Here is a 20,292-nt window from a genome sequence, read left to right on the forward strand (position 1 = left end):
TTAGTTACCCAGGGAATAGCAGGTTAACATTTCTTCATCTTTTATATAAATTTTGTTACCTGCAAAAACCGGATGTGCATACACTTCGGTTTCCGACACCTTGTAAACTTTAATCTCTGAATATTCTTCCGGATTGGGCTCAAAAAATATCAGGTTACCTGTCGCCGGCAATGTAACCATCACACTCCCCAAATCGAGCAGAGCTGCAAACCGGTTATGCGCGGTGGTATCGGCCCATGCCGTTTCGCCGGTTGAAGCATCGAGACAAAAAAGCTTTCCAAGTCGTGCACCATTCCCATATAAATAGCCATCCTTTAAAACAGGTGAATTAAATGAAACGCCATAATTTGGATTTTCCCAATTCAGCTGATAGGAATATTCATCGCCTGATTTTTCAATTGTAAACGATTTGGTTCCCACACCTTGTCCGGCAACAATCACATTTTGCCCGTCGATAACCGGTGTTGACGAATTGTAAAACCTTCTTTCTGTAGGCGTTGGTATGCGCCATAGCTCATCTCCATCATAAGAAATCCCCAACAAATCGGCCCCGGTTTGAACAACCAGGATTTTTTCGCTTCCCACATTCATGGTTACGGGCGAAGAATAGGTCGCGGGCTCATTCTCTATCGTCCAGATTGTTTCCCCGGATTCAGCATCAAAAGCAGCCACTACTCCGTTATCTTGCCCGCCGAGGTGAGCTACACACATATTATCGATTACAATGGGCGACATTGCTGCATAAAATTCCGGAACTTCCGTGTACCGGTCAACTTTCCAAATAACATCCCCGGTTTTTGCATCAAGGCAATGTAAAATTCCTCCCACCCCGAGTGTATATAAATTCCCATCTTCCACAAGAGGTGTACTTCGTGGTCCCGGGTGATTTCGCGGTCCACCTGTAACCTCCGGTGACGGATTTAAAATCGTTTCCCAGACCTCTTCTCCGGTATTCGCATTCACACAAACAGCTACTTCATTATTGTTACGTTTAACATGTAAAAAAATCTCATCTCCCATTAGTATTGGTGATGAATTGGCAAGACCTGCTTCCTCCTGCCAAAGAATAGTCAGCTTTTCAGGCCATTCAGACGGAGCCTTAAATCCGTCAACTTTTGCATCTCTGTTTTCACCCCGCCAACCGGGCCAGTTGTTAGTATTGTTACATGATACGGTGAAAAAAGGCAAACATAACAATAAAAGAATTTTCATTTCGGTTTTTTTCATTTCAGGTTATTTTAAAGTTGATTTATTATTTCTTCCTAATTTAATACATTTTTAAACAGAAATCAAACACACTGAATTAAATATCAATTATTTTTGAAAATTAACGGAATATTAGAATTTTATCAAAAAAAACACCAATTTGCCAACAATTAACTGAACCTATCCACCTATTTTTTATATTGCGGCTGACAATAATTTTATTAAACAGTTATTAAACCGAATTAATTATGAATCCACAGGCTGAGGAACTCAATGCCATTATTAGTCAAAAAAGCGAGGTTGTTTTTGAACTGCTTTCAGAAAAAGGGAAAAATATTTTCTTTCCGAAAAAAGGAATATTGGGGCAAACTGCCGAAGCAAAAGGCACAAAAATTAATGCGACCATTGGTGCCGCAATAGAAGACGACGGCTCACCCATGCGGCTTGATGTGCTGGCTTCAAAAATCGATCTCGATCCTTCACTCGTTTTTCCGTATGCTCCAAGTTTTGGGCGACCCGATTTGCGTTCGAAATGGAAAAATATGATTTACGAAAAAAACCCGTCGCTGCAAAATACAGTTTTGAGCCTGCCGGTTGTTACCAACGCACTAACACACGGAATCAGCATGGCAGGTTACCTGTTTGTCGATCCGGGCGACGAGGTGATTGTGCCGAGCCTCTTCTGGGGAAATTATAACCTCACGCTGGCTAATGCTTACGGGGCGCAACTCACAAAATTCAATTTATTTAAAAACGACGGATTTGATCTCGATGCCTTTGAAGAGAAATTAAATGAAGGCGGAACAGGAAAAAAAATACTGATCCTGAATTTCCCGAACAATCCTTCAGGCTACACGCCAACACAAGAGGAAGTTGATTCAATTGTTTCTATCATCAACAACTCCGCCGAGAAAGGTAACGAAATTGTGGCCATTACTGACGATGCCTACTTTGGACTGGTTTATGAAAAAAATATTGCCAAAGAGAGTATTTTTGCACCGCTGAGTAATTTGCACGAAAATGTTCTTGCCGTAAAAATAGACGGTGCCACCAAAGAAGATTATGTGTGGGGTTTCCGTACCGGGTTTGTCACTTTTGGAATTAAAGGCGGCGATCCCGAACTCTACAATGCGCTTGAATCGAAAACTGCAGGCGCTATCCGCGGTAATATTTCAAATGCAGCCAATATTTCGCAATCATTACTTTATGCTACCTACAACAATCCAAAATATTCATTGCAGAAACAGGCCAAATATCAAACCATGAAAAACCGCTTCAACGCGGTTAAAGAAGCTTTGGAGGACGAGAAATACAAAAAATATTTCACTGCCCTTCCGTTTAACTCGGGTTATTTTATGTGTATCCAACTTACAGATGGGTTAAATGGAGAAGATGTACGGCAGGTGCTCATTAAAAAATACAGCATCGGCACCATCAGCCTGAATAATATTCTTCGCATTGCATTTTCGGCTGTTGCTGCCAACGATGTAAAAGAAATGTTCGATGGAATTTACAAGGCCTGCGAAGAATGCAGCTGAAAAAAATATTTTTCAGAAACAAAAAACTGGCTGTCAGTTTTAAAACCGGCAGCTTGTTTTTTTTTTAGTGAGACAATACGATTGCTTTACTCCATCAGGTTTTCATCCCGGATAATCATTAGAATAGCCGAGTGCGGAAGAATGATGTATTTTTCGTTTTTAAATTCAATTTCGTATCCGCTTTTATTCAGGTAAATGGCCAAATCGCCCATTTGCGCCTGCAGGGGTACATATTTTACATTGTCCTGTTTTTGTTTCCAGGCTTCGTCTTCTTCCGAAATGGCCGGAATAGGGTACCCCGGCCCCACTTTTACAATGTAGCCGCTCAATATTTTTTCACTCTCCTGAACCGTTGGCGGCAGGTAGAGCCCTGTTTTTGTTTTACTCGACGGCGTTTTGGGCTTCACCAAAACACGGTCGCCTACCATTATAAATTTCTCCAGATCTCTTTCTTCAATTACAAGTGACATAATTTCCCTTTTTTTGAGAGTTGCAAAGATAAAATATTCTGATGGGTTTCGGCAAACCAAACCCGATACAAACACCGGCAATAAATATTACCAACATCTTTCCGGTTTCCTTTATATAAAGAGATATTTATCTTAATTTGGCATTTCATAGAAAACATAAAAAAACTGTTATGGGAAATAAATGGAATACTTTCAGCCGGTTGATTACACAAGACGACAGCCTGCCAGCCGCCCAGGCCATGTTATATGCCATTGGGGCAACAAAGAGCTGAATATTGTTTCAGTTTTCGAAGCTTACGGAGAGCGCATAAAAGGAAAGATTTCAGATAAAGATTACAAAGGTATTATAAGAAATTACATGACAGTAACCGGAAAAACAGTGGGAGAAAACCTCGAAGAAGTTCCTGACCTGAAAAAAGGGCAGCAAATAATTCATACGTTTGATAATCCCATCAAAAAGAAAGGGCACATACAAATACTTTACGGAAATCTGGCCGAAAAAGGTGCGGTGGCCAAAATCACCGGAAAAGAAGGCGAACTGTTCTCAGAGCCTGCCCGTGTGTTCGAAAATGAATACGATGCCATTGAAGGCATTCGCACGCAGGTTAAACCGGGCGAAGTAATTGTTATCCGGAACAGCAGGCCAAAAGGGGCCCCCGACATGCCGGAAATGCTGAAACCAACCAGCGCCGTGATGGGAGCCGGACTGGGAAAAGATGTGGCACTTATTACCGACGGGCGGTTTTCAGGCGGTTCACATGGATTCGTGGTAGGTCATATTACTCCCGAAGCGTATGAGGGTGGCACTATCGGCCTGATTAAAAACGGCGACCGGATCACCATCGATATCACAAAAAGCCGTATTGATGTAGATCTAACTCCGGAAGAAATAGAAGCACGGCAAAAAGTATGGCAAAAACCTCATCAAAAAGAATTATCGGGCGTGCTGAAAAAATACAGAGCATCCGTTTCTTCCGCTTCGGAAGGTTGCACAACTGTATAAATAAAAAAATTAATTTTTTTAAATCACATAAAATCCTCACAAACAATTAATTAACCACAACACACATAAAAACATGACAAAATTCATAGTACTTGGTATTGCATGGTAATAGTTTTTATCATTATATTTGTATAACAAACAACAAGGCAAAGAAAAGTACAATCTAAAAAAAAGTTCTATAAAAGTGTAACGAATAAAAAAATGCAACGTCTTAAGGTTGTAAAAAGAATAAAAACAGAAAAAATAAATAACAAAACAAACAGGAGACAAAGTCATGAAAACAACAAACAATGTTCAGAAAGCAAACTTGAAATCAACAGTAGCAGTAGTAGTTCTCGCAGTAGCAATGGTTCTTACCAACGAAGTTTCAGCAGCAGGTTACAGTTTAAGAGCAATGAACGCATACCTGGCAGAAGAAACCGAAGAAGCACTTGCATTGGAAGCATGGATGACAAACGAAAACAATTTTTATGCAACCGTTTCATTGGAAGCTGAAACAGAAAATGCAATGGAACTGGAAAGCTGGATGACCGATGCCAACAATTTCTACAGCACCGTTTCACTGGAAGCCGAAACAGAAGAAGCACTCGAGGTTGAGAACTGGATGACCAACGAAAGTAATTTTTACAACACCGTTTCACTGGAAAATGAAGCCGAAGAATCGCTGAAAGTTGAAGACTGGATGAAAAACGACAACTTATTCAACAAAGCAAACAATGAAAACGAAGAAAAAGAAACCGTAAAAAATGAGAAAGACGAGAAAAAAAGTTTCGGAACTGGTTACAAAGCAACAAATTTCGGAAGAAGAACATTCATCATGTACGAAGAACCGGAAGCCAAATTAAAAATTGAAACCTGGATGATAGACTACAAATACTGGAACGGAAAATAGAAAACCATACAAAAAAGCCACGAAAAGAAAACAATGAAAACAAAAAAGCCGGCAATCGCCGGTTTTTTTTATGTTGCCGGGTATTCGTTGTGAATATCGGTCAGCACCTCGAAACCGGTTTCGGTAACCAGCACGGTGTGCTCAAACTGTGCCGACAATTTGTTGTCGATGGTGCGGGCCGTCCAGCCGTCGGATTTGTCGATAGAAGTGGTCGGGCGTCCCTGGTTTATCATGGGCTCAATCGTGAAAATCATGCCGGGTTTCATTTTCGGGCCTTTGTTGCGGCGAGAGGTGTGGTCCACCTGCGGCTCTTCGTGAAACTGCAATCCAACGCCGTGTCCACAATACTCATACACCACGCTGAATCCTTTTGCTTTAGCGTAGCGACTAATCACAAAACCGATGTTTCCAAACGGGTTGCCGGGTTTTACCTGCTGAACGCCCAGGTCGAGGCAGTGTTTGGTAACGTCGATCAGCTTTTCGGCCTGCGGTGAAATTTCACCCACCGTAAACATGCGCGAGGTGTCGCCGTAATATCCGTCCAAAATTGTTGTGATATCGATGTTTAAAATATCACCTTCTTTCAAAACCATATTTTCCGACGGAATGCCATGACACACAATTTCATTAGGTGAAATACAGCTCGATTTGGGAAATCCGTTGTACCCTTTAGTGGCCGGCACTGCATTGTGCTCAACAATAAATTCCTCAATTTTATTATCGATAAATTCAGTATGTACACCTGCTTTTACAAACTGCGCTGCAAAGTCGAGTGTTTCGGCGGCCAGACGGCTGCTCCTGCGAATTCCCTCAATTTGTTCCGGGGTTTTTATATTAATTCCACCCATAACCTGTTTTAAAATTTTGTGCAAAATTGGTTAAATCCAATTGCATTTCAAAATTGAACAATAAATTTGCAACAATGTTTTGGGGAAGTTGGAAGACGGAAGTTGGAAGTTCGGAACCAAAAACCAGTAACAAGAAACGAGAAACCAGCAACAAGTATTATGAAACACAAACAGCACCTTTCTACCAAATCCTATTTTATCAATCGTTTTGGAAAATTGTCCACACCGTATATATTTTACCAGATGCAGGAAATTGCCTGGGAACATGCCAACCTTTTGGGTTTTGGCTACGAACAACTGAAAGAAAAAAACCAGTTTTGGGTGCTTTCGCGCCTGCAGGTGAAAATTGACCGTCGTCCGGAATGGACCGAGGATTTCACGCTGGAAACCTGGTCGCGCGGCACCGACGGATTTTTTGGTTACCGCGATTACATTTTTGCCGATGAAAAAGGCAACAGCATCATTCAGGCCACCAGCAGTTGGCTGGTTTTAGACACAGATTCCAAAAGAATTGTGCGCTTAAATAATTTCAAGGAATTCCCGAAATACAACGAAAGCGTGTTTGGCACCAACGCCCCAAAAGTAAAATCACCCAAATCGGAAGCACCGCTCGATTTTTCACCGGTACGGTTCAACGAAATCGACATCAACCAGCATTTTAACAGTGGTCGTTACCTGGAACGCATCATTGATAGCTACACGTTCGATTTTCACGAAAAAAATGAACTGACCAAATTTGAAGCGAACTTTTTAAAAGAAGGAATGCCCACCGACCGGCTGGCCGTAAAAAAGCAGGAACTTGATTCATCCAATCATCTTTGCAGTATAATTCGCGAAAATGACGGAGTGGAACTGATACGTGCGAAGCTGATCTGGCAGGGACGGTAAAAAGCTGTCATTTCCGCGCACGCAGGGAATCTCCTAATATTCATCGGATGACTCCGAGTCATCCGATGAATAACCGCCACCGAACAATTCCAGTACTTTCCCCATCTTCTTTTCCATTCTATCAACGTTGTCAGGTCTGTCGACGCCGACAAGTTGCTTTTTACGGCGGGGCTTCCCCACCTGACAGCGCCTGCAAACCTGTCAGCGTGAACAGGAAATATCCATCTAACGGTTGTAACCGCGAGACGTATAATATCACAGCAACTCAATAATCTTCCCCACCTTCTCCTCCATCGGTAAATGACCGTCGATCCAATGAATTGTTGTGCCGCGTTTTTCCATACCGCGGAACCAGGTCATCTGGCGTTTGGCAAACTGGTGGATTGCAATTTCCAGTTGCCTAAACATTTCGTCGTACGATAATTCGCCGGTCAGGTGCAGTGTCAGGTATTTGTACTCCAACCCGTAATAAATCAGTTGTTCCGGAGTTAATCCTGAATCCAGCAATTTCTTCACTTCGTCGATCATATCTCCTTCCAAACGCTGTTTCAACCGTGCGGTAATTCTTTGCCGGCGTGTTTCGCGATCGAATTTCACGCCAATATTCAGGCTCCGGATTTCCGGCATCGAAGTGTCGATTTCTGGATTTTCACGGTAATACATTTCAATCTCAATGGCGCGAATGGCGCGGCGGTCGGTTTCCACATCAGTTTTATTGTGGAGATCCGGTTTCAAATCTTTCAGAATTTGCGTAAGTTCTTCTAACGATTTTCCCTCCAGCTCTTTTCGCAGTTGCTTATTTGGGGGCACCTGGATGAGCTTGTAATTTTTCAGCACCGCCTCTATGTACAATCCGCTGCCACCACACAAAACCGGAAAATTGCCATGCGATTGAATCTCCTCAAAAACCCGGATAAAATCGGCCTGAAACCGGTACACATTGTAATGCACGCCTGGTTCCTCGATATCGACCAAATGTGATGGAATTTCCCGGCCATCGACAAAATAATCGTCGTAATCTTTTCCGGTACCCAAATCCATGCCGCGGTACACTTGTCGCGAATCAGCCGAAATAATTTCGCCATCGACTTTTGCTGCCAGATTGGCTGCCAACCCGGTTTTTCCAGTGGCGGTCGGTCCTAAAATGGTGATTAGGTTGTATGTTGAATGTTTTTCTTGCATGGTAAAAAATGATTGAGTACAAAACTAAGAATAATTAAATTTCTTAATATTTAGATATTTTCAGGAAAGGATGATATTTCTCTTTTATGACAAGATGTTGCTTAAAGAAGCTGTAAGTCATATCGACAACTTTAATCCCACGCGAAACCCGCAAAATCATAAAACGCAAATTTCGCAAAGAAAAGGTGAAGAAACGCAGAAATGGATTCAAATTATTATGAAATTGGAGGTTAAAAAAATGTTCCGAAAAAAAAATTTAGAGTTATCAATCTTTAAACAAGTTAAAACCTGGCGGGTTTTGCGTGAAAATATTTTGCGCTCTCTGCGTGGGATATCTTCATGCGCCTTAGAATAAAAACAAGCATTGATTCATCACCAATCAATACTTTCTAAAAAAATTAAAAAACAATCTGTCGCTTAGGATACTGTTTTACGAACGATTATATTTGGAATAAAATTACAATCGTTTTTTAAAATGATAAAAGAGGCATGTGTAGAAACTTTTGAAGAGGCACAAAAAGCTGAACAGCAAGGAGCCAGTCGTATCGAGCTTTGTTCCGATTTGGCAAACGACGGGCTTACTCCTTCGCTGGATCTGATACAAAAAACCTGTGATGCGCTAAAAATTCCGGTGATGGTGATGATTCGCCCGCGGGCAGGAAATTTCGTTCATTCTGAAGAAGAAATCAACCGGATGAAAACCGACATCCACCGTGCAAAACAAGCTGGCGCTGCAGGCGTGGTGTTCGGATTGCTGGATGCCGGGAATAAAATCGATGTGCAGAATACACGCCTACTAACTGAATATGCATATCCGCTGCCGGTAACCTTTCACAAAGCCATCGACGAACTGGAAAATCCGGTGGAGGGAGTGGAAGTGCTGAAAAAAATCAGCGGCATCAAACGAATTCTGACCTCGGGAGGCAAACCATCCGCCATGGAAGGACTCGAAACACTGAAAAAAATGTTGCAAACTGCCGGTGAAAATCCCATCATTATGATTGCCGGAAAAGTAACCGGTAAAAATGTGGAAGAATTACAGCAACTGACCGGTGCAGTTGAATTTCACGGGCGGCGAATTGTGGGAAACCTCTCAAGTGAAAAAGCAGGCAGTAGGTAATAGGCAGTAAGCAAATTTCCTAATGACCAGTGACCAATGACCAGTGACCAATGACCAGTGACCAATGACCAATGACCAATGACCAATGACCAATGACCAGTGACCAGTGACCAATGACCAGTGACCAATGACCAATGACCAATGACCAATGACCAATGACCAGTGACCAATGACCAATGACCAGTGACCAATGACCAATGACCAATGACCAATGACCAGTGACCAATGACCAATGACCAATGACCAATGACCAGTGACCAATGACCAATGACCAATGACCAGTGACCAATAATTCTAAAATCTAATAAAAAAATGAAAAAGTTAATTTTTATAATTCCCGTTCTTTTTGTGCTGATATCGCAGGCACAATACGAACATGAAGTAACCGGGTACGTTTGGCCCGAAGACGAAAAAGTGTTGCAAAAACTGGAAGAGTGGCAGGATTTGAAATTCGGGTTGCTGATGCACTGGGGTGCTTACAGCCAGTGGGGAATTGTGGAATCGTGGAGCATTTGCCCCGAAGATTACGGCTGGTGCGAACGCAAAACAGGTTCCAATCCCGACGATTATTTCACCTATTTGCAGGAGTACGAAAACCTGAAGCTAACGTTCAACCCGGTTAATTTCAATCCCGAAAAATGGGCCGAAGCCGCCAGCGATGCCGGAATGAAATACGTGGTTTTCACTACCAAGCACCACGACGGATTTTGCATGTTCGACTCGAAATACACCGACTACAAAATTACCGACGAAGACTGCCCGTTCAGCACTAATCCGCGGGCCAACGTGGCAAAAGAAATTTTCGATGCCTTCCGGGCAAAAGATATGTGGGCAGGTGCCTATTTTTCGAAACCCGACTGGAACCACGAAAACTATTGGGACCCGAAATTCCCGCCGTTCGACCGCAACGTCAACTACGACCCGGAACTCTACCCTGAAAAGTGGAAAAAGTACGTGGACTTCACGCATAACCAGATTATGGAGCTGATGACTGATTACGGCGACATCGATATTCTGTGGCTTGACGGTGGCTGGGTAGCCAAAAAACCCGCGCCTATGATAGAGGAAGCATACGCCCGCAAAGCAGAAGGCGTTTCTTCGGGATTCATTAAAAACCGGGTGGTGAACCAGGACATTCGCATGGATGAACTGGCAGCCAAAGCGCGTGAAAAACAACCCGGACTCATTGTGGTGGACCGGGCAGTGCGCGGCCCCAACCAAAACTACCTGACCCCCGAAAACCGCGTACCCGAAACGCAACTCCCATACCCGTGGGAATCGTGTATTATTGCAGGAGGTGGCTGGTCGTGGGTGCCCAACCCGAATTTTATGACACCCAAACAAGCCATCCACATGCTTGTGGACATTGTGGCGAAAGGCGGAAACCTCCTGTACAACATCGGACCGGGCCCCGACGGAACCTGGCCACAGGGAGCTTACGAACTACTCGCTGCCATGGGCGACTGGATTAAAGTGAACGGCGAAGCCATTTATTCCACCCGCGCCATCGAGCCGTATAAAACCGACAACATCTGCCTCACGCAGAAAAAAGATTCCAAAGAAGTGTATGCCATTTACCTTGATGAATCCGATAGCGAGAACCTCACTTCGAGTGAAAACCTCGCTAAGGGGTTGCCGGAATCATTTACGGTTAAAGGCATTTTTGCGGCTGACAATGCCAAACTCAGCATGCTTGGTACCCGTGGCAACCTGAAATGGGAAAACACCGACGAAGGCGTGAAAATTTTCATTCCCCGTAAAATCCGCAATAATTTACCGTGCGATTTAGCCTGGGCCGTGAGTATTTCGGAAGTAAAGTGAGTTTCAATCAGTCATACCCTCACTCCGAGTGAAGGTATGACTTTTTGGGGAATGACAAAGTTCATTCTTCAAACAATTCTTTAACGGTTTTCATAGGCAAAAACATCTTTCCGCTGCCGGGCAGTTTAATGAACCCATATTTTCTGTAAAATCTTTCAGCCTCATTATCCAGCGGATCAACAACTACAGAGTAAGCTCCTATGAGACAGGAAGCATCGTAACATCTCTTTAATGCATCAAATAACAACAATTTTCCAAGTCCTTTTCCTTGAAAATTTTTATCAATTGCCAATCGGCCAATCAAAATCGTTGGTAGGGATGAATAAGATTTTGGAAACTTTTTCCTGAAGCTATCCGGGATTAAATCATTAGAAATGCTATTGCCAGATAATGTATAATAACCGGAAACATTACCTGATGTTTTGTCAACCGAAACAAAACATGCTGAAAGCTTCCGCTTTACATCTTGTTTTGCCTGCTTCCAAAAATAAATATCCAATAAATCTTTCCCGCATGAGAACCTGTTTCTGTCATGGTTTGAATCGAGCGAAACCGTTAAATAACTCATTGGGAAGTTAACTTTTTGTATTCTTCTTTTGCCGAAAGCAATTCTTCATTAGGCTTTGGAGGATTTAGCAATGCTTCAAAAAAAATTTCTTTATCTTTTTGAGATGCGAGTATTTTTTCCCGCTCTTCGATAATTTCCTTAGCTTTTTCCTGAACTGTTACAATAACAAAATCAGTTAAATTCCTGTATCCGCCAAGCGCAGCAGCCCGTTCAAAAAGCTGCTTTTGTTCTTTCGGTAGTTTTGTGTCGAACCTTGCTTTTTCTTGTTTTAATGAACTCATAACTTATCAGTTTTTTTGCAAAAATACGGATAATTTCCGTACAATACAAATAAACATACGGGTAATACCCGTACAAAAACAAGTTGAAAGAAACTTCACAATTCTTATGGTTTGATTATTTAAAGTTTATTATTTCGGTTGAGGAAGTGTTTGGAATCACCCCATTCATCGTAGCCGATTTCGCTGCCTGCCAGCTCAATACGGGCTTCTAAGCAGTTGCGGCACAACTCGGCATCTTCGTCGAGGCAGGGTTTGTCTTCGTACAGCAGGTAATCTTTCCGGTACTGGCAGGGAGTGAGGTTGGGCATAATCACGTTAGCGCCCACCGTAAGCGCTTTTTCGCGTCCTGCCGGGTCGATGGCCTGTAATGCCGTGGCCGCAGCAATGTTAATGTCGGGCATCAGCAGGCGGAGGGCTGCAATCATGTTCAGCGCCAATTCAAACCGTTCCTGTTTGGGTTGCAATAAATGACGGTGCGCAAAAAGCGGGGTGTGTGCATGTTCGATGTACGGCCCCATTCCACACATATCGATGTCCATCTTTTTAAAAAAGAGGAGGTCGCCGGCCAAATCATCGAGGGTTTGAAACGGCAGGCCAATCATCACGCCTGTCCCCACCTGGTAGCCGGTTTCGCGCAAAAACTGCAACGCTTCCACACGCTTTTCAAAAGAATGATTGGGTGTGTCCGGATGAATTTTGTAGTACAGTTCGCGGTTCGACGCTTCGATGCGCAACAGGTAACGATGCGCGCCGCTTTCGAACCACCGGCGGTAGGTTTCGCGGGATTGCTCCCCGCAACTCAGTGTAATGCCCAGTTCGTTGTTCGAGAGCAGCTTTATCTTTTTCAGCAGATTATCCACGCGCTTTACAAACGCCGGCGATGACAATTCGCCCGACTGCAACACCACTGAGCCAAAACGGTTATCCCACGCAAAACGGCACGAGTCCAGGATTTCATCGTCGGTGGCATTGTAGCGCACCACTTTTTCGTTGCTTTTGCGAATGCCGCAATACCAGCAATCTTTTGAGCAGATATTCGAAAATTCCACCAATCCGCGAAAATAGACTTTGGAACCAACCACGGCTTTTTTCACTTCTGCTGCCTTCTTCAACAAAGCCTGACGTTCTTCTCCTTTCAGGCTCAGCAAAAATGCCAGCTCCTCGCGGGTAAATTCGGTTTTCGATAAAACATTGCTCAATTCCATGGACACAAAAATAGTTACTTTCAGCAGGATTTTTATGATGGAGCAATTTAAATGATTTGAGAATTAAAAATAACACCGTCCTTCAGGGCGGTGTTTTAAAAGTGCGTTGGTGCATGAAATTATGGAAAATTTTGTAAAATAATAAATTACAAAATTTTCCATAATTTCCTATAAGCGAATAGCTTAATCATTTCAACGCCCTAAAGGACGGTGCTGGTTTTGTCCAAAGAAAATCTCCCGCAGATTTCGCGGATAAACGCTGATTTTTATAGTTTTCTGCGAAAATCCGCGAAATCTGCGGGACATCAATAAATTTAATGAACATAAACCAGAAATCTTGGTCTTAAAAAACAGAAAAACATCACCAATCGAAAAACTCAAACGCGTATAAAGCTGATAATACAACTACAGTCCAGAATGAATTGGATTTTAGTACCTGTCATTTCGAGTGTTCACCTAATTTTTTATTAGGCAATCTGAGGCACGAAGATGAGCCCGCCTGACCGGACGGGCAGGAAATCTGCTCCTTCAATGAGAGATTTCTCCTCCCAAGTCGTCGAGATGACAATTCAAAATATTTTATCGCTCACGCAACCTTTTTCAACCTTCCTGCATCTACCTTCCAGCAACTAAAATCTCAGCGTTATGAAATCACTTTACTCTACTTCAAAAATGAAAACAGTTCTCTTTCTTGTTTTTGCATTATTTTTAAGCATCCACTCACAGGCACAGGAACAACAAGAAGAAGACAAAACACTGTCGCCTTTCTTTTTTGTAAAAGGAACCGATGACAGCGTGGATCAGCTACCGTTGAAATCGACTTCCGCGGAAGTCAACATCAGCGGTGTAATGGCCGATGTAACAGTGCGCCAAACCTACTGCAACACCGGTCAGTTACCGCTGGAAGCCATTTATGTTTTCCCGGCATCGACAAAAGCGGCGGTTTACGCGATGCAAATGGAAATTGGCGACCGCATTCTCATTGCAGAAATAAGGGAAGCGGAGCAGGCTCGCGAAGAATATGAAGAGGCCAAGGAAGAAGGAAAAACCACGTCGCTGCTCGAGCAACAGCGCCCGAATGTTTTCCAGATGAATGTTGCGAATATTATGCCCGGAGACACCATCAATGTGGAAATGAAATATGTGGAACTGATTACCCCGGAAGAAGGAATTTACGAATTTGTCTATCCTACGGTTATGGGGCCGCGTTATGCCGAAATCTCTGCCGACGAAGACAGTTCGTGGGTAGAAATTCCTTACACTCACGAAGGCGAAGCGCCGCTGTACGATTTCGATATCGACGTTAATTTGAATGCCGGTATGAAAATCCAGTCAGTCGAGTCGCCTTCACACGAAACGCTGGAAATCGATTTTCCTTCTCAGAATTCTGCAATTTGCTCACTACCGGAAGAGGCGAAAAAATCGGGAAATAAAGATTTTGTGCTGCACTACCAGCTTTCATCCGACCGACTGGAATCGGGAATGCTGCTTTACGAAGGAGAAGATGAAAATTTCTTTTTGACCATGATACAGCCGCCCCGGCAGGTTCATGAATCCGAAATTCCGCCGCGCGAATACGTGTTCATCATGGATGTTTCAGGCTCTATGAATGGTTTTCCTATCAGCATTTCAAAAACATTGCTAACCGATTTGATTTCTAACCTGAAACCTACCGACAAATTTAATGTGATGTGTTTTTCAGGCGGTTCGCAGGTGTTATCGGAAACTTCGCTCGATGCCAGCCAGGAAAACATCGACAAAGCGCTCGACATGATAAACAACAAGCAGGGAAGCGGCGGCACCAATATGCTGGCGGCGCTAAAAAAGGCTTTTGCACTGAAAGGAACGGAAAATTATTCACGCACTTTTGTGGTGGTAACCGATGGTTATGTGACTATCGAAAAAGAAGCATTCACGCTCATAAGCAACAGTTTGTCGGAAGCCAATGTCTTTGCTTTCGGAATCGGGAGTTCGGTAAACCGCTACCTGATTGAGGGACTGGCCCGCGTGGGAATGGGCGAACCGTTTGTAATTCTCGACCATGAAGAAGCGCCTGAAAAAGCCGAAAAATTCAGGAAATATATTCAGTCGCCGGTGCTCACAAACATCGATATCGATTTTAATAATTTCCAGGTGAACAGCGTGGAACCACCAACTGTACCCGATGTTTTTGCAGAACGGCCTATCCTGATTTTCGGAAAATGGGAAGGTGCCCCGCAAGGATCGTTCGAAATCAGCGGTTTATCAGGTAGTCACGATTTTCATCAAAAACTGTATGTAAACAATTATCCGCCATCGGAACAAAATTCAGCACTTAAATATTTGTGGGCACGCCATGTTATCCAGCGGCTCGACGATTACGGCCAACTGAATCAATATGGCGAGGAGGATGAGGCAGTGAAAGAAGAAATCATCGAACTTGGGTTGAAATACAATCTGCTAACGCGTTACACCTCTTTCATTGCTATCGATTCGCTCATCCGCAACACAGGAGATTCAACCGCCACAGTTACTCAGCCCTTGCCACTTCCCTCCGGAGTCAGCGATTTAGCCGTGGGAAGTTACAGAAGTGGAGGCAATACTTCTGCTTTATATTCAGCCGATGCTTTCAAAAGTTTTGGTGGAGAGCAGCAAGTGGCAGAGAACAGATCCTCCATCGACCAGATGTATCCGAACCCTGCCTCTGAAAAATTCAAAGTGTGGCTCAACATCCTGGAAACAGACAAGGAAAGCAGGATTGCACTGCTTTTATTCGATAATCTCGGACATAAAATGGATGAAGTTGAAGTGCATTACACTGATGACGGGTACATTCGTGTAGGCTTTGACCTGGCAAATTATTCCGTTATTAATGCAGGAGTTTACCGGCTCACACTTCTCATTGACGGGAAAGCAGTGGATTCAAAAAATATTGTGGTATCTCGATAATCAACTTATAAAAACATATGACCATTATTTAATTCATAAAAACATATTGAACAACATATAAAAACCTTGCATTTCTCCTCCTTTTTTGAAAAAGAAACTTTTACTTTTGAAACTGAATCCTGCGGGAAGGCAGCGCTGACCTTAGGGAAAGAAATCAAAGGATAAAGGATGAAGGATTATGGATGAATAAACAGGATTAATCCGTCATTGCTTTGAAACTTCCCCAACTTTCTTCCCGCATAATATTTTAGAGAATAATGACTGAAAGTCAGAAACGACTGGGTTTTGTCGGCATTATTATCGACAACCGCGAAAAGTGTGCAGGCATTGTAAACGATGTTTTGAGTGAACATGCCGAGCTAATTTTGGCCCGAACCGGCCTGCCCAACGCCAAGGGAACTACTTCGGTAATTACACTGGTTATCGATGCCACAACCGACGAAGTGGGCGTTTTAACCGGGAAACTTGGTCGTATTAATGGAGTTTCAGTCAAATCAGGATTAGCCAAAAATAATATCAACTTAAAATAACAGCACCATGTATAATGTACCAGCCGATTTTATAAACGAACAACAAGTGTGGGATGTGCTTAATACCCACAAAACTGCCGATAGTTACAAAATCAGGGAAATATTGGCCAAAGCTGCCGAAATGAAAGGCCTCGACTTGGAGGATGTGGCCGCGCTCACAAATATCAGCGACCCGGTTTTGCTCGGAGAACTTTTCGATACGGCCAACCAGGTGAAAGAAACCATCTACGGGAAACGGCTCGTTTTGTTTGCCCCGCTCTATATTTCCAACCTTTGCTCCAACGAATGCCTTTACTGCGCATTCAGGGCAACTAACAAAGATATTGTGCGAAATGCGCTCACCCAAAAACAAATAGCGCGCGAGGTGGAAGTGCTCATCAATCACGGGCATAAACGAATTCTGATGGTAGCCGGAGAATCTTACCCGAACCAGGGATTTCAGTACATTCTCGATTCCATAAAAACAATTTACAGCGTGAAGTCGGAACATGGCGAAATCCGGCGTGTAAATGTGAACATTGCGCCGCTATCAACCGATGACTTTGTTGAGTTAAAAAAAGCCAACATAGGTACTTACCAGATTTTCCAGGAAACCTACCATCGCGAAACCTATAAAAAGGTACATCTTAGAGGAAAAAAACGCGATTACAACTGGCGTGTATGGTCGTTGCACCGGGCCATGGAAGCCGGCATCGATGACCTGGGCATCGGCGTACTTTTCGGGCTGTTCGATTACCGTTTTGAAATCCTGGCCATGATGCAACACATCCGCGAGCTGGAAAAACAATTTGGAGTGGGGCCGCACACCATCAGTGTTCCCCGCCTGGAGCCGGCCACCGGCAGCGACCTGGCCACTAACCCACCCTTCCCGGTTTCCGATATCGATTTCCGGAAAATTGTGGCCATTCTTCGGCTGGCAGTTCCGTACACCGGCATCATCATGTCAACGCGCGAAACAGCACAAATGCGCCGCGAAACATTTGCACTGGGTGTGAGCCAGATTTCGGCCGGCAGCCGCACCAACCCGGGAGGTTACGAACATGAGGAAGATGAGGACGATCCTTCAGGCCAGTTCAGTCTAGGGGATCATCGTCCGCTCGACGAAGTGATTCAGGATGTGGCAAAAATGGGCTACATTCCTTCGTTCTGCACCGCCTGTTACCGGCTTGGCCGAACCGGACAAGACTTCATGGATTTGGCCAAACCCGGTGATATCAAACTGCATTGCGCACCCAACGGTTTGTCATCTTTTAAAGAATACCTGCAAAATTATGCGACTCCCGAAACTGCTGAAATAGGAAACCGTTTAATCAAAGAAACCATTGCCGGGATGGACGGCCTGGCCAAACAACGCGCCGAAAAACTAGTAAAACGCGTGGAAGCCGGACGGGATGATGTGTATTGTTAATATTGAAAAGGTTTCTTAATTTTGAGAAAAGTTACAATATGGAAGAGTTGAAATTTAAATATTGGAAAGACGGAAATATTTGGGTTGGATATCTTGAAATTTATCCTGATTACTGGACACAAGGAGAATCGAAAGAAGAACTGGAAAATAATTTAAGAGAATTATACAAAGATTTAACTAGTGGTGATCTTCCCAATCCCGTTAAACAAGGAACACTAAAAATTGCATGAAACGCTGAAAACTGATTAAAACAATTGAAAAAATGGGTTGTGTTTTAATTCGGCACGGAAGCAACCACGATTGGTACCAAAATCCGAAAACAGGATTTTTTCAACCAGTTCCACGGCATAATGCGATTAATGAAACCCTGGCTAAACACATTATAAAAAAACTTCAAAATCATTAAGCCAACTGAACCAATCAAATGGAAAAAACGCGAATTGAAACTGATCTCCTCGGGCAAAAGCAAATCCCTGCTGATGCACTTTGGGGAATACACACCGCACGGGCAGTTGAGAATTTCCCACTTTCAGGTAAAACCATTCATCCTGAATTAATTAAAGCTTACGGCGAAGTCAAACTGGCTTGCGCGCAAACCAACATTCACCTGGAAGTTTGGAAAGACAGGCCCACAAAAGCAGGTGCCATTGAAAAAGCATGCTTCGAAATGAGCCAGGGATTGCTGAATGAACATATTCTGGTGGATGTCCTGCAAGGTGGTGCCGGCACTTCTACCAACATGAATGTTAACGAAGTGATTGCCAACCGGGCGCTACAGATTCTTGGTGAGAAGCCTGGCAGTTATGATATTATTTCACCGTTGGATGACATCAACCTGCACCAATCTACCAACGATACTTATCCCACTGCATTAAAAGTTGCGGCTATTCGATTGCTGCGATTGCTCGAGCAAAGTGTGCTCGAACTGCAGGAAGCCTTTCAGCAAAAAGAAAAGGAATTTGCACACATCGTGAAAATTGGCCGCACCCAATTGCAGGATGCAGTTTTGGCAACCCTGGGGCGCGAAATGAGCGCCTACGCCGAAGCTTTCAACCGCGACCGCTGGCGCATTTATAAATGTGAAGAACGGCTTCGGGTGGTGAATCTTGGAGGAACAGCCATTGGAACCGGACTGGGCGCACCCAGAAAATTCATTTTCAGGGTAACTGACCGCCTCCGTGAAAATACCGGAATTGGGTTGGCACGCAGTGAAAACCTTATCGATGGCACCCAAAATGCCGATGTTTTTGTGGAAGTTTCGGGGATTTTAAAAGCGTGTGCATCTAATCTTTACAAAATAAGCAACGACTTACGCCTGATGAGCAGCGGCCCCGATGCAGGTTTCAACGAAATCAACCTCCCCGTAAATCAGGCAGGCTCATCAATTATGCCCGGAAAAGTAAACCCGGTAATCCCTGAAGCAGTGGCCCAGGCAGCTTTGCTTGTCATGGGCAATGACCAAATCCTCACACAGGCCTGTAGCGCCGGCAATCTCGAACTCAACCAGTTTATGCCACTCATTGCACACACTTTGCTTGAAAATTTATCCTTGCTCGAAAATGCATGTAAAATATTCAAAATAAATTGTGTTATTGAAATTACGGCAAATCAGGAAGTTTGCCAAAAAAATGTAGAAAATTCCACGGCAACTGTAACCGCACTGTTGCCTAAAATTGGCTACAATAATGCCGCAATAATTGCAGAAAAAGCACAAAAAGAGAACATCTCAATAAAAGATGCTGCAATAAAACTGAACCTCATTTCGAACAAAGAATTCGAAGATTTGATAACTCCGGAGGCTGTGTGTAGATTGGGGAGCTAATACCCTATTTTTCAACAAAACTTTAAATTCTGATAATCAACAAGATGAAAAAAATCCCTTTATTTAAGATAAAAATATATTAATATTCTTTGGATTTGACACTGGAAGTTATTAATATTGAATCTAAATTAAAATAAAATCGAAAGTAAATTAGATTGTATAACTCAAAATTGAAAATTATGAAAAAAGTATTATTTGCATTCGCATTTGTTTTAGCGTATGGTTTGTCAGTATCAACAGCAAGTGCAACAGTAGTTGAAGATGAGAAAGACAAAGTAACTGTAGTTGCCGACAAAGGTGACAGCAAAACTGCGGAAGCTGAAAAAGCACCAAAAGCAGAAGCTTCAAAATCGGAAGCAAAAGCTGAAGGATGTGCCGGAAGTGAAGCAAAAAGTGAAGCTAAAGCCGACGGTTGTTCAGGAAGCAAAGCAGAGGCAAAAGCTGAAGGATGTGCTGATAAAGAAAAAACAGCTACAGCCTCAGCCGACACAAAATAGTTGAGAGAAATCAATATATTTAAACGTAATTAAAAGCCGTTCGCAAAAGCGAGCGGCTTTTTTTTGTTACTGTTGGCAATATGCT

The 20,292-nt window shown here is 43.3% G+C and carries 21 protein-coding genes; 14 read left to right on the top strand and 7 right to left on the bottom strand.

The genetic code is table 11. The annotated features are described in order from the left end of the window. Entirely contained in the window at positions 1–1,227 is a 1,227-nt protein-coding gene (locus tag ACTCNA_RS04010; RefSeq protein ID WP_462946608.1) for a PQQ-binding-like beta-propeller repeat protein, read from the bottom strand. 227 nt (positions 1,228–1,454) lie between these two features. Here ACTCNA_RS04010 and ACTCNA_RS04015 point away from each other — a divergent pair, with 227 nt between their 5' ends. Continuing rightward, entirely contained in the window at positions 1,455–2,744 is a 1,290-nt protein-coding gene (locus ACTCNA_RS04015) for an aminotransferase class I/II-fold pyridoxal phosphate-dependent enzyme (protein WP_462946609.1), read from the top strand. Between the two features lie 86 nt (positions 2,745–2,830). Here the strand turns inward: ACTCNA_RS04015 and ACTCNA_RS04020 are convergent, their stop codons facing one another. Next, the gene (locus ACTCNA_RS04020) at positions 2,831–3,214 is read right to left on the bottom strand and encodes a co-chaperone GroES (protein WP_462946610.1); all 384 of its coding nucleotides are present in this window, start codon (positions 3,212–3,214) and stop codon (positions 2,831–2,833) included. 181 nt (positions 3,215–3,395) lie between these two features. On the opposite strand from ACTCNA_RS04020, the gene ACTCNA_RS04025 reads away from it, so the two are divergent. Both ACTCNA_RS04025 and ACTCNA_RS04030 read left to right on the top strand, forming a co-directional pair. After that, positions 3,396–4,217: an IlvD/Edd family dehydratase gene (locus ACTCNA_RS04025; protein WP_462946611.1), complete on the top strand. Its 822-nt coding sequence runs from the start codon at positions 3,396–3,398 to the stop codon at positions 4,215–4,217. 274 nt (positions 4,218–4,491) lie between these two features. Then, positions 4,492–5,109 carry a hypothetical protein gene (locus tag ACTCNA_RS04030; RefSeq protein ID WP_462946612.1) on the top strand — a complete coding sequence of 206 codons (618 nt, stop codon included), beginning with the start codon at positions 4,492–4,494 and terminating at the stop codon, positions 5,107–5,109. A gap of 68 nt (positions 5,110–5,177) precedes the next feature. Here ACTCNA_RS04030 and map read toward each other — a convergent pair whose 3' ends face one another. Beyond that, positions 5,178–5,957: a type I methionyl aminopeptidase gene (gene map, locus ACTCNA_RS04035; RefSeq protein WP_462946613.1), complete on the bottom strand. Its 780-nt coding sequence runs from the start codon at positions 5,955–5,957 to the stop codon at positions 5,178–5,180. Between the two features lie 159 nt (positions 5,958–6,116). On the opposite strand from map, the gene ACTCNA_RS04040 reads away from it, so the two are divergent. After that, positions 6,117–6,845, top strand: a complete 729-nt coding sequence (locus tag ACTCNA_RS04040; RefSeq protein WP_462946614.1) for an acyl-[acyl-carrier-protein] thioesterase — start codon at positions 6,117–6,119, stop codon at positions 6,843–6,845. 255 nt (positions 6,846–7,100) lie between these two features. Here the strand turns inward: ACTCNA_RS04040 and miaA are convergent, their stop codons facing one another. Next, the gene (gene miaA, locus ACTCNA_RS04045) at positions 7,101–8,027 is read right to left on the bottom strand and encodes a tRNA (adenosine(37)-N6)-dimethylallyltransferase MiaA (RefSeq protein ID WP_462946615.1); all 927 of its coding nucleotides are present in this window, start codon (positions 8,025–8,027) and stop codon (positions 7,101–7,103) included. 94 nt (positions 8,028–8,121) lie between these two features. On the opposite strand from miaA, the gene ACTCNA_RS04050 reads away from it, so the two are divergent. From ACTCNA_RS04050 to ACTCNA_RS04060, 3 genes are all read left to right on the top strand, one after another. Then, entirely contained in the window at positions 8,122–8,382 is a 261-nt protein-coding gene (locus ACTCNA_RS04050) for a hypothetical protein (RefSeq protein ID WP_462946616.1), read from the top strand. Between the two features lie 120 nt (positions 8,383–8,502). Next, entirely contained in the window at positions 8,503–9,147 is a 645-nt protein-coding gene (locus ACTCNA_RS04055; protein WP_462946617.1) for a copper homeostasis protein CutC, read from the top strand. A 312-nt stretch (positions 9,148–9,459) separates the two neighbouring features. After that, the gene (locus tag ACTCNA_RS04060) at positions 9,460–10,968 is read left to right on the top strand and encodes an alpha-L-fucosidase (RefSeq protein WP_462946618.1); all 1,509 of its coding nucleotides are present in this window, start codon (positions 9,460–9,462) and stop codon (positions 10,966–10,968) included. Between the two features lie 61 nt (positions 10,969–11,029). Here the strand turns inward: ACTCNA_RS04060 and ACTCNA_RS04065 are convergent, their stop codons facing one another. The 3 genes from ACTCNA_RS04065 to hydE all read right to left on the bottom strand — a co-directional run bounded on the left by ACTCNA_RS04065 (position 11,030) and on the right by hydE (position 13,022). Then, positions 11,030–11,536, bottom strand: coding sequence for a GNAT family N-acetyltransferase (locus tag ACTCNA_RS04065; RefSeq protein WP_462946619.1), 507 nt, complete (start codon positions 11,534–11,536; stop codon positions 11,030–11,032). Continuing rightward, positions 11,533–11,817 carry a type II toxin-antitoxin system TacA family antitoxin gene (locus ACTCNA_RS04070; protein ID WP_462946620.1) on the bottom strand — a complete coding sequence of 95 codons (285 nt, stop codon included), beginning with the start codon at positions 11,815–11,817 and terminating at the stop codon, positions 11,533–11,535. The genes ACTCNA_RS04065 and ACTCNA_RS04070 overlap by 4 nt, the downstream gene beginning before the upstream one ends. Before the next feature lie 119 nt (positions 11,818–11,936). Next, on the bottom strand, positions 11,937–13,022 hold the full coding sequence (gene hydE, locus ACTCNA_RS04075) for a [FeFe] hydrogenase H-cluster radical SAM maturase HydE (protein ID WP_462946621.1): 1,086 nt from the start codon (positions 13,020–13,022) through the stop codon (positions 11,937–11,939). Positions 13,023–13,667: 645 nt separating this feature from the next. Between hydE and ACTCNA_RS04080 the strand changes: the two genes are divergently transcribed. From ACTCNA_RS04080 to ACTCNA_RS04110, 7 genes are all read left to right on the top strand, one after another. After that, on the top strand, positions 13,668–15,950 hold the full coding sequence (locus ACTCNA_RS04080; RefSeq protein WP_462946622.1) for a VIT and vWA domain-containing protein: 2,283 nt from the start codon (positions 13,668–13,670) through the stop codon (positions 15,948–15,950). Positions 15,951–16,207: 257 nt separating this feature from the next. Then, positions 16,208–16,480, top strand: a complete 273-nt coding sequence (locus ACTCNA_RS04085; RefSeq protein WP_462946623.1) for a TM1266 family iron-only hydrogenase system putative regulator — start codon at positions 16,208–16,210, stop codon at positions 16,478–16,480. Between the two features lie 7 nt (positions 16,481–16,487). After that, a complete protein-coding gene (gene hydG, locus ACTCNA_RS04090) occupies positions 16,488–17,888 on the top strand; it encodes a [FeFe] hydrogenase H-cluster radical SAM maturase HydG (protein WP_462946624.1) in 1,401 nt (466 codons plus the stop codon). Positions 17,889–17,926: 38 nt separating this feature from the next. Continuing rightward, complete coding sequence (locus tag ACTCNA_RS04095) at positions 17,927–18,118, top strand: hypothetical protein (RefSeq protein ID WP_462946625.1); 192 nt, start codon at positions 17,927–17,929, stop codon at positions 18,116–18,118. Positions 18,119–18,132: 14 nt separating this feature from the next. Then, complete coding sequence (locus tag ACTCNA_RS04100; protein WP_462946642.1) at positions 18,133–18,294, top strand: type II toxin-antitoxin system HicA family toxin; 162 nt, start codon at positions 18,133–18,135, stop codon at positions 18,292–18,294. An 18-nt stretch (positions 18,295–18,312) separates the two neighbouring features. Then, the gene (locus tag ACTCNA_RS04105; RefSeq protein ID WP_462946626.1) at positions 18,313–19,710 is read left to right on the top strand and encodes an aspartate ammonia-lyase; all 1,398 of its coding nucleotides are present in this window, start codon (positions 18,313–18,315) and stop codon (positions 19,708–19,710) included. A gap of 179 nt (positions 19,711–19,889) precedes the next feature. After that, positions 19,890–20,207, top strand: coding sequence for a hypothetical protein (locus ACTCNA_RS04110; RefSeq protein WP_462946627.1), 318 nt, complete (start codon positions 19,890–19,892; stop codon positions 20,205–20,207). The last annotated feature ends 85 nt before the right edge of the window (positions 20,208–20,292 follow it).

Source organism: Tangfeifania sp. (genome assembly GCF_055108615.1).

What these genes read in the sequence shown, in the direction of transcription:
- ACTCNA_RS04010 (WP_462946608.1), bottom strand. Translation starts at nt 1,227, where the DNA reads ATGAAAAAAACCGAAATGAAAATTCTTTTATTGTTATGTTTGCCTTTT.
- ACTCNA_RS04015 (WP_462946609.1), top strand. Translation starts at nt 1,455, where the DNA reads ATGAATCCACAGGCTGAGGAACTCAATGCCATTATTAGTCAAAAAAGC.
- ACTCNA_RS04020 (WP_462946610.1), bottom strand. Translation starts at nt 3,214, where the DNA reads ATGTCACTTGTAATTGAAGAAAGAGATCTGGAGAAATTTATAATGGTA.
- ACTCNA_RS04025 (WP_462946611.1), top strand. Translation starts at nt 3,396, where the DNA reads ATGGAATACTTTCAGCCGGTTGATTACACAAGACGACAGCCTGCCAGC.
- ACTCNA_RS04030 (WP_462946612.1), top strand. Translation starts at nt 4,492, where the DNA reads ATGAAAACAACAAACAATGTTCAGAAAGCAAACTTGAAATCAACAGTA.
- map (WP_462946613.1), bottom strand. Translation starts at nt 5,957, where the DNA reads ATGGGTGGAATTAATATAAAAACCCCGGAACAAATTGAGGGAATTCGC.
- ACTCNA_RS04040 (WP_462946614.1), top strand. Translation starts at nt 6,117, where the DNA reads ATGAAACACAAACAGCACCTTTCTACCAAATCCTATTTTATCAATCGT.
- miaA (WP_462946615.1), bottom strand. Translation starts at nt 8,027, where the DNA reads ATGCAAGAAAAACATTCAACATACAACCTAATCACCATTTTAGGACCG.
- ACTCNA_RS04050 (WP_462946616.1), top strand. Translation starts at nt 8,122, where the DNA reads ATGTTGCTTAAAGAAGCTGTAAGTCATATCGACAACTTTAATCCCACG.
- ACTCNA_RS04055 (WP_462946617.1), top strand. Translation starts at nt 8,503, where the DNA reads ATGATAAAAGAGGCATGTGTAGAAACTTTTGAAGAGGCACAAAAAGCT.
- ACTCNA_RS04060 (WP_462946618.1), top strand. Translation starts at nt 9,460, where the DNA reads ATGAAAAAGTTAATTTTTATAATTCCCGTTCTTTTTGTGCTGATATCG.
- ACTCNA_RS04065 (WP_462946619.1), bottom strand. Translation starts at nt 11,536, where the DNA reads ATGAGTTATTTAACGGTTTCGCTCGATTCAAACCATGACAGAAACAGG.
- ACTCNA_RS04070 (WP_462946620.1), bottom strand. Translation starts at nt 11,817, where the DNA reads ATGAGTTCATTAAAACAAGAAAAAGCAAGGTTCGACACAAAACTACCG.
- hydE (WP_462946621.1), bottom strand. Translation starts at nt 13,022, where the DNA reads ATGGAATTGAGCAATGTTTTATCGAAAACCGAATTTACCCGCGAGGAG.
- ACTCNA_RS04080 (WP_462946622.1), top strand. Translation starts at nt 13,668, where the DNA reads ATGAAATCACTTTACTCTACTTCAAAAATGAAAACAGTTCTCTTTCTT.
- ACTCNA_RS04085 (WP_462946623.1), top strand. Translation starts at nt 16,208, where the DNA reads ATGACTGAAAGTCAGAAACGACTGGGTTTTGTCGGCATTATTATCGAC.
- hydG (WP_462946624.1), top strand. Translation starts at nt 16,488, where the DNA reads ATGTATAATGTACCAGCCGATTTTATAAACGAACAACAAGTGTGGGAT.
- ACTCNA_RS04095 (WP_462946625.1), top strand. Translation starts at nt 17,927, where the DNA reads ATGGAAGAGTTGAAATTTAAATATTGGAAAGACGGAAATATTTGGGTT.
- ACTCNA_RS04105 (WP_462946626.1), top strand. Translation starts at nt 18,313, where the DNA reads ATGGAAAAAACGCGAATTGAAACTGATCTCCTCGGGCAAAAGCAAATC.
- ACTCNA_RS04110 (WP_462946627.1), top strand. Translation starts at nt 19,890, where the DNA reads ATGAAAAAAGTATTATTTGCATTCGCATTTGTTTTAGCGTATGGTTTG.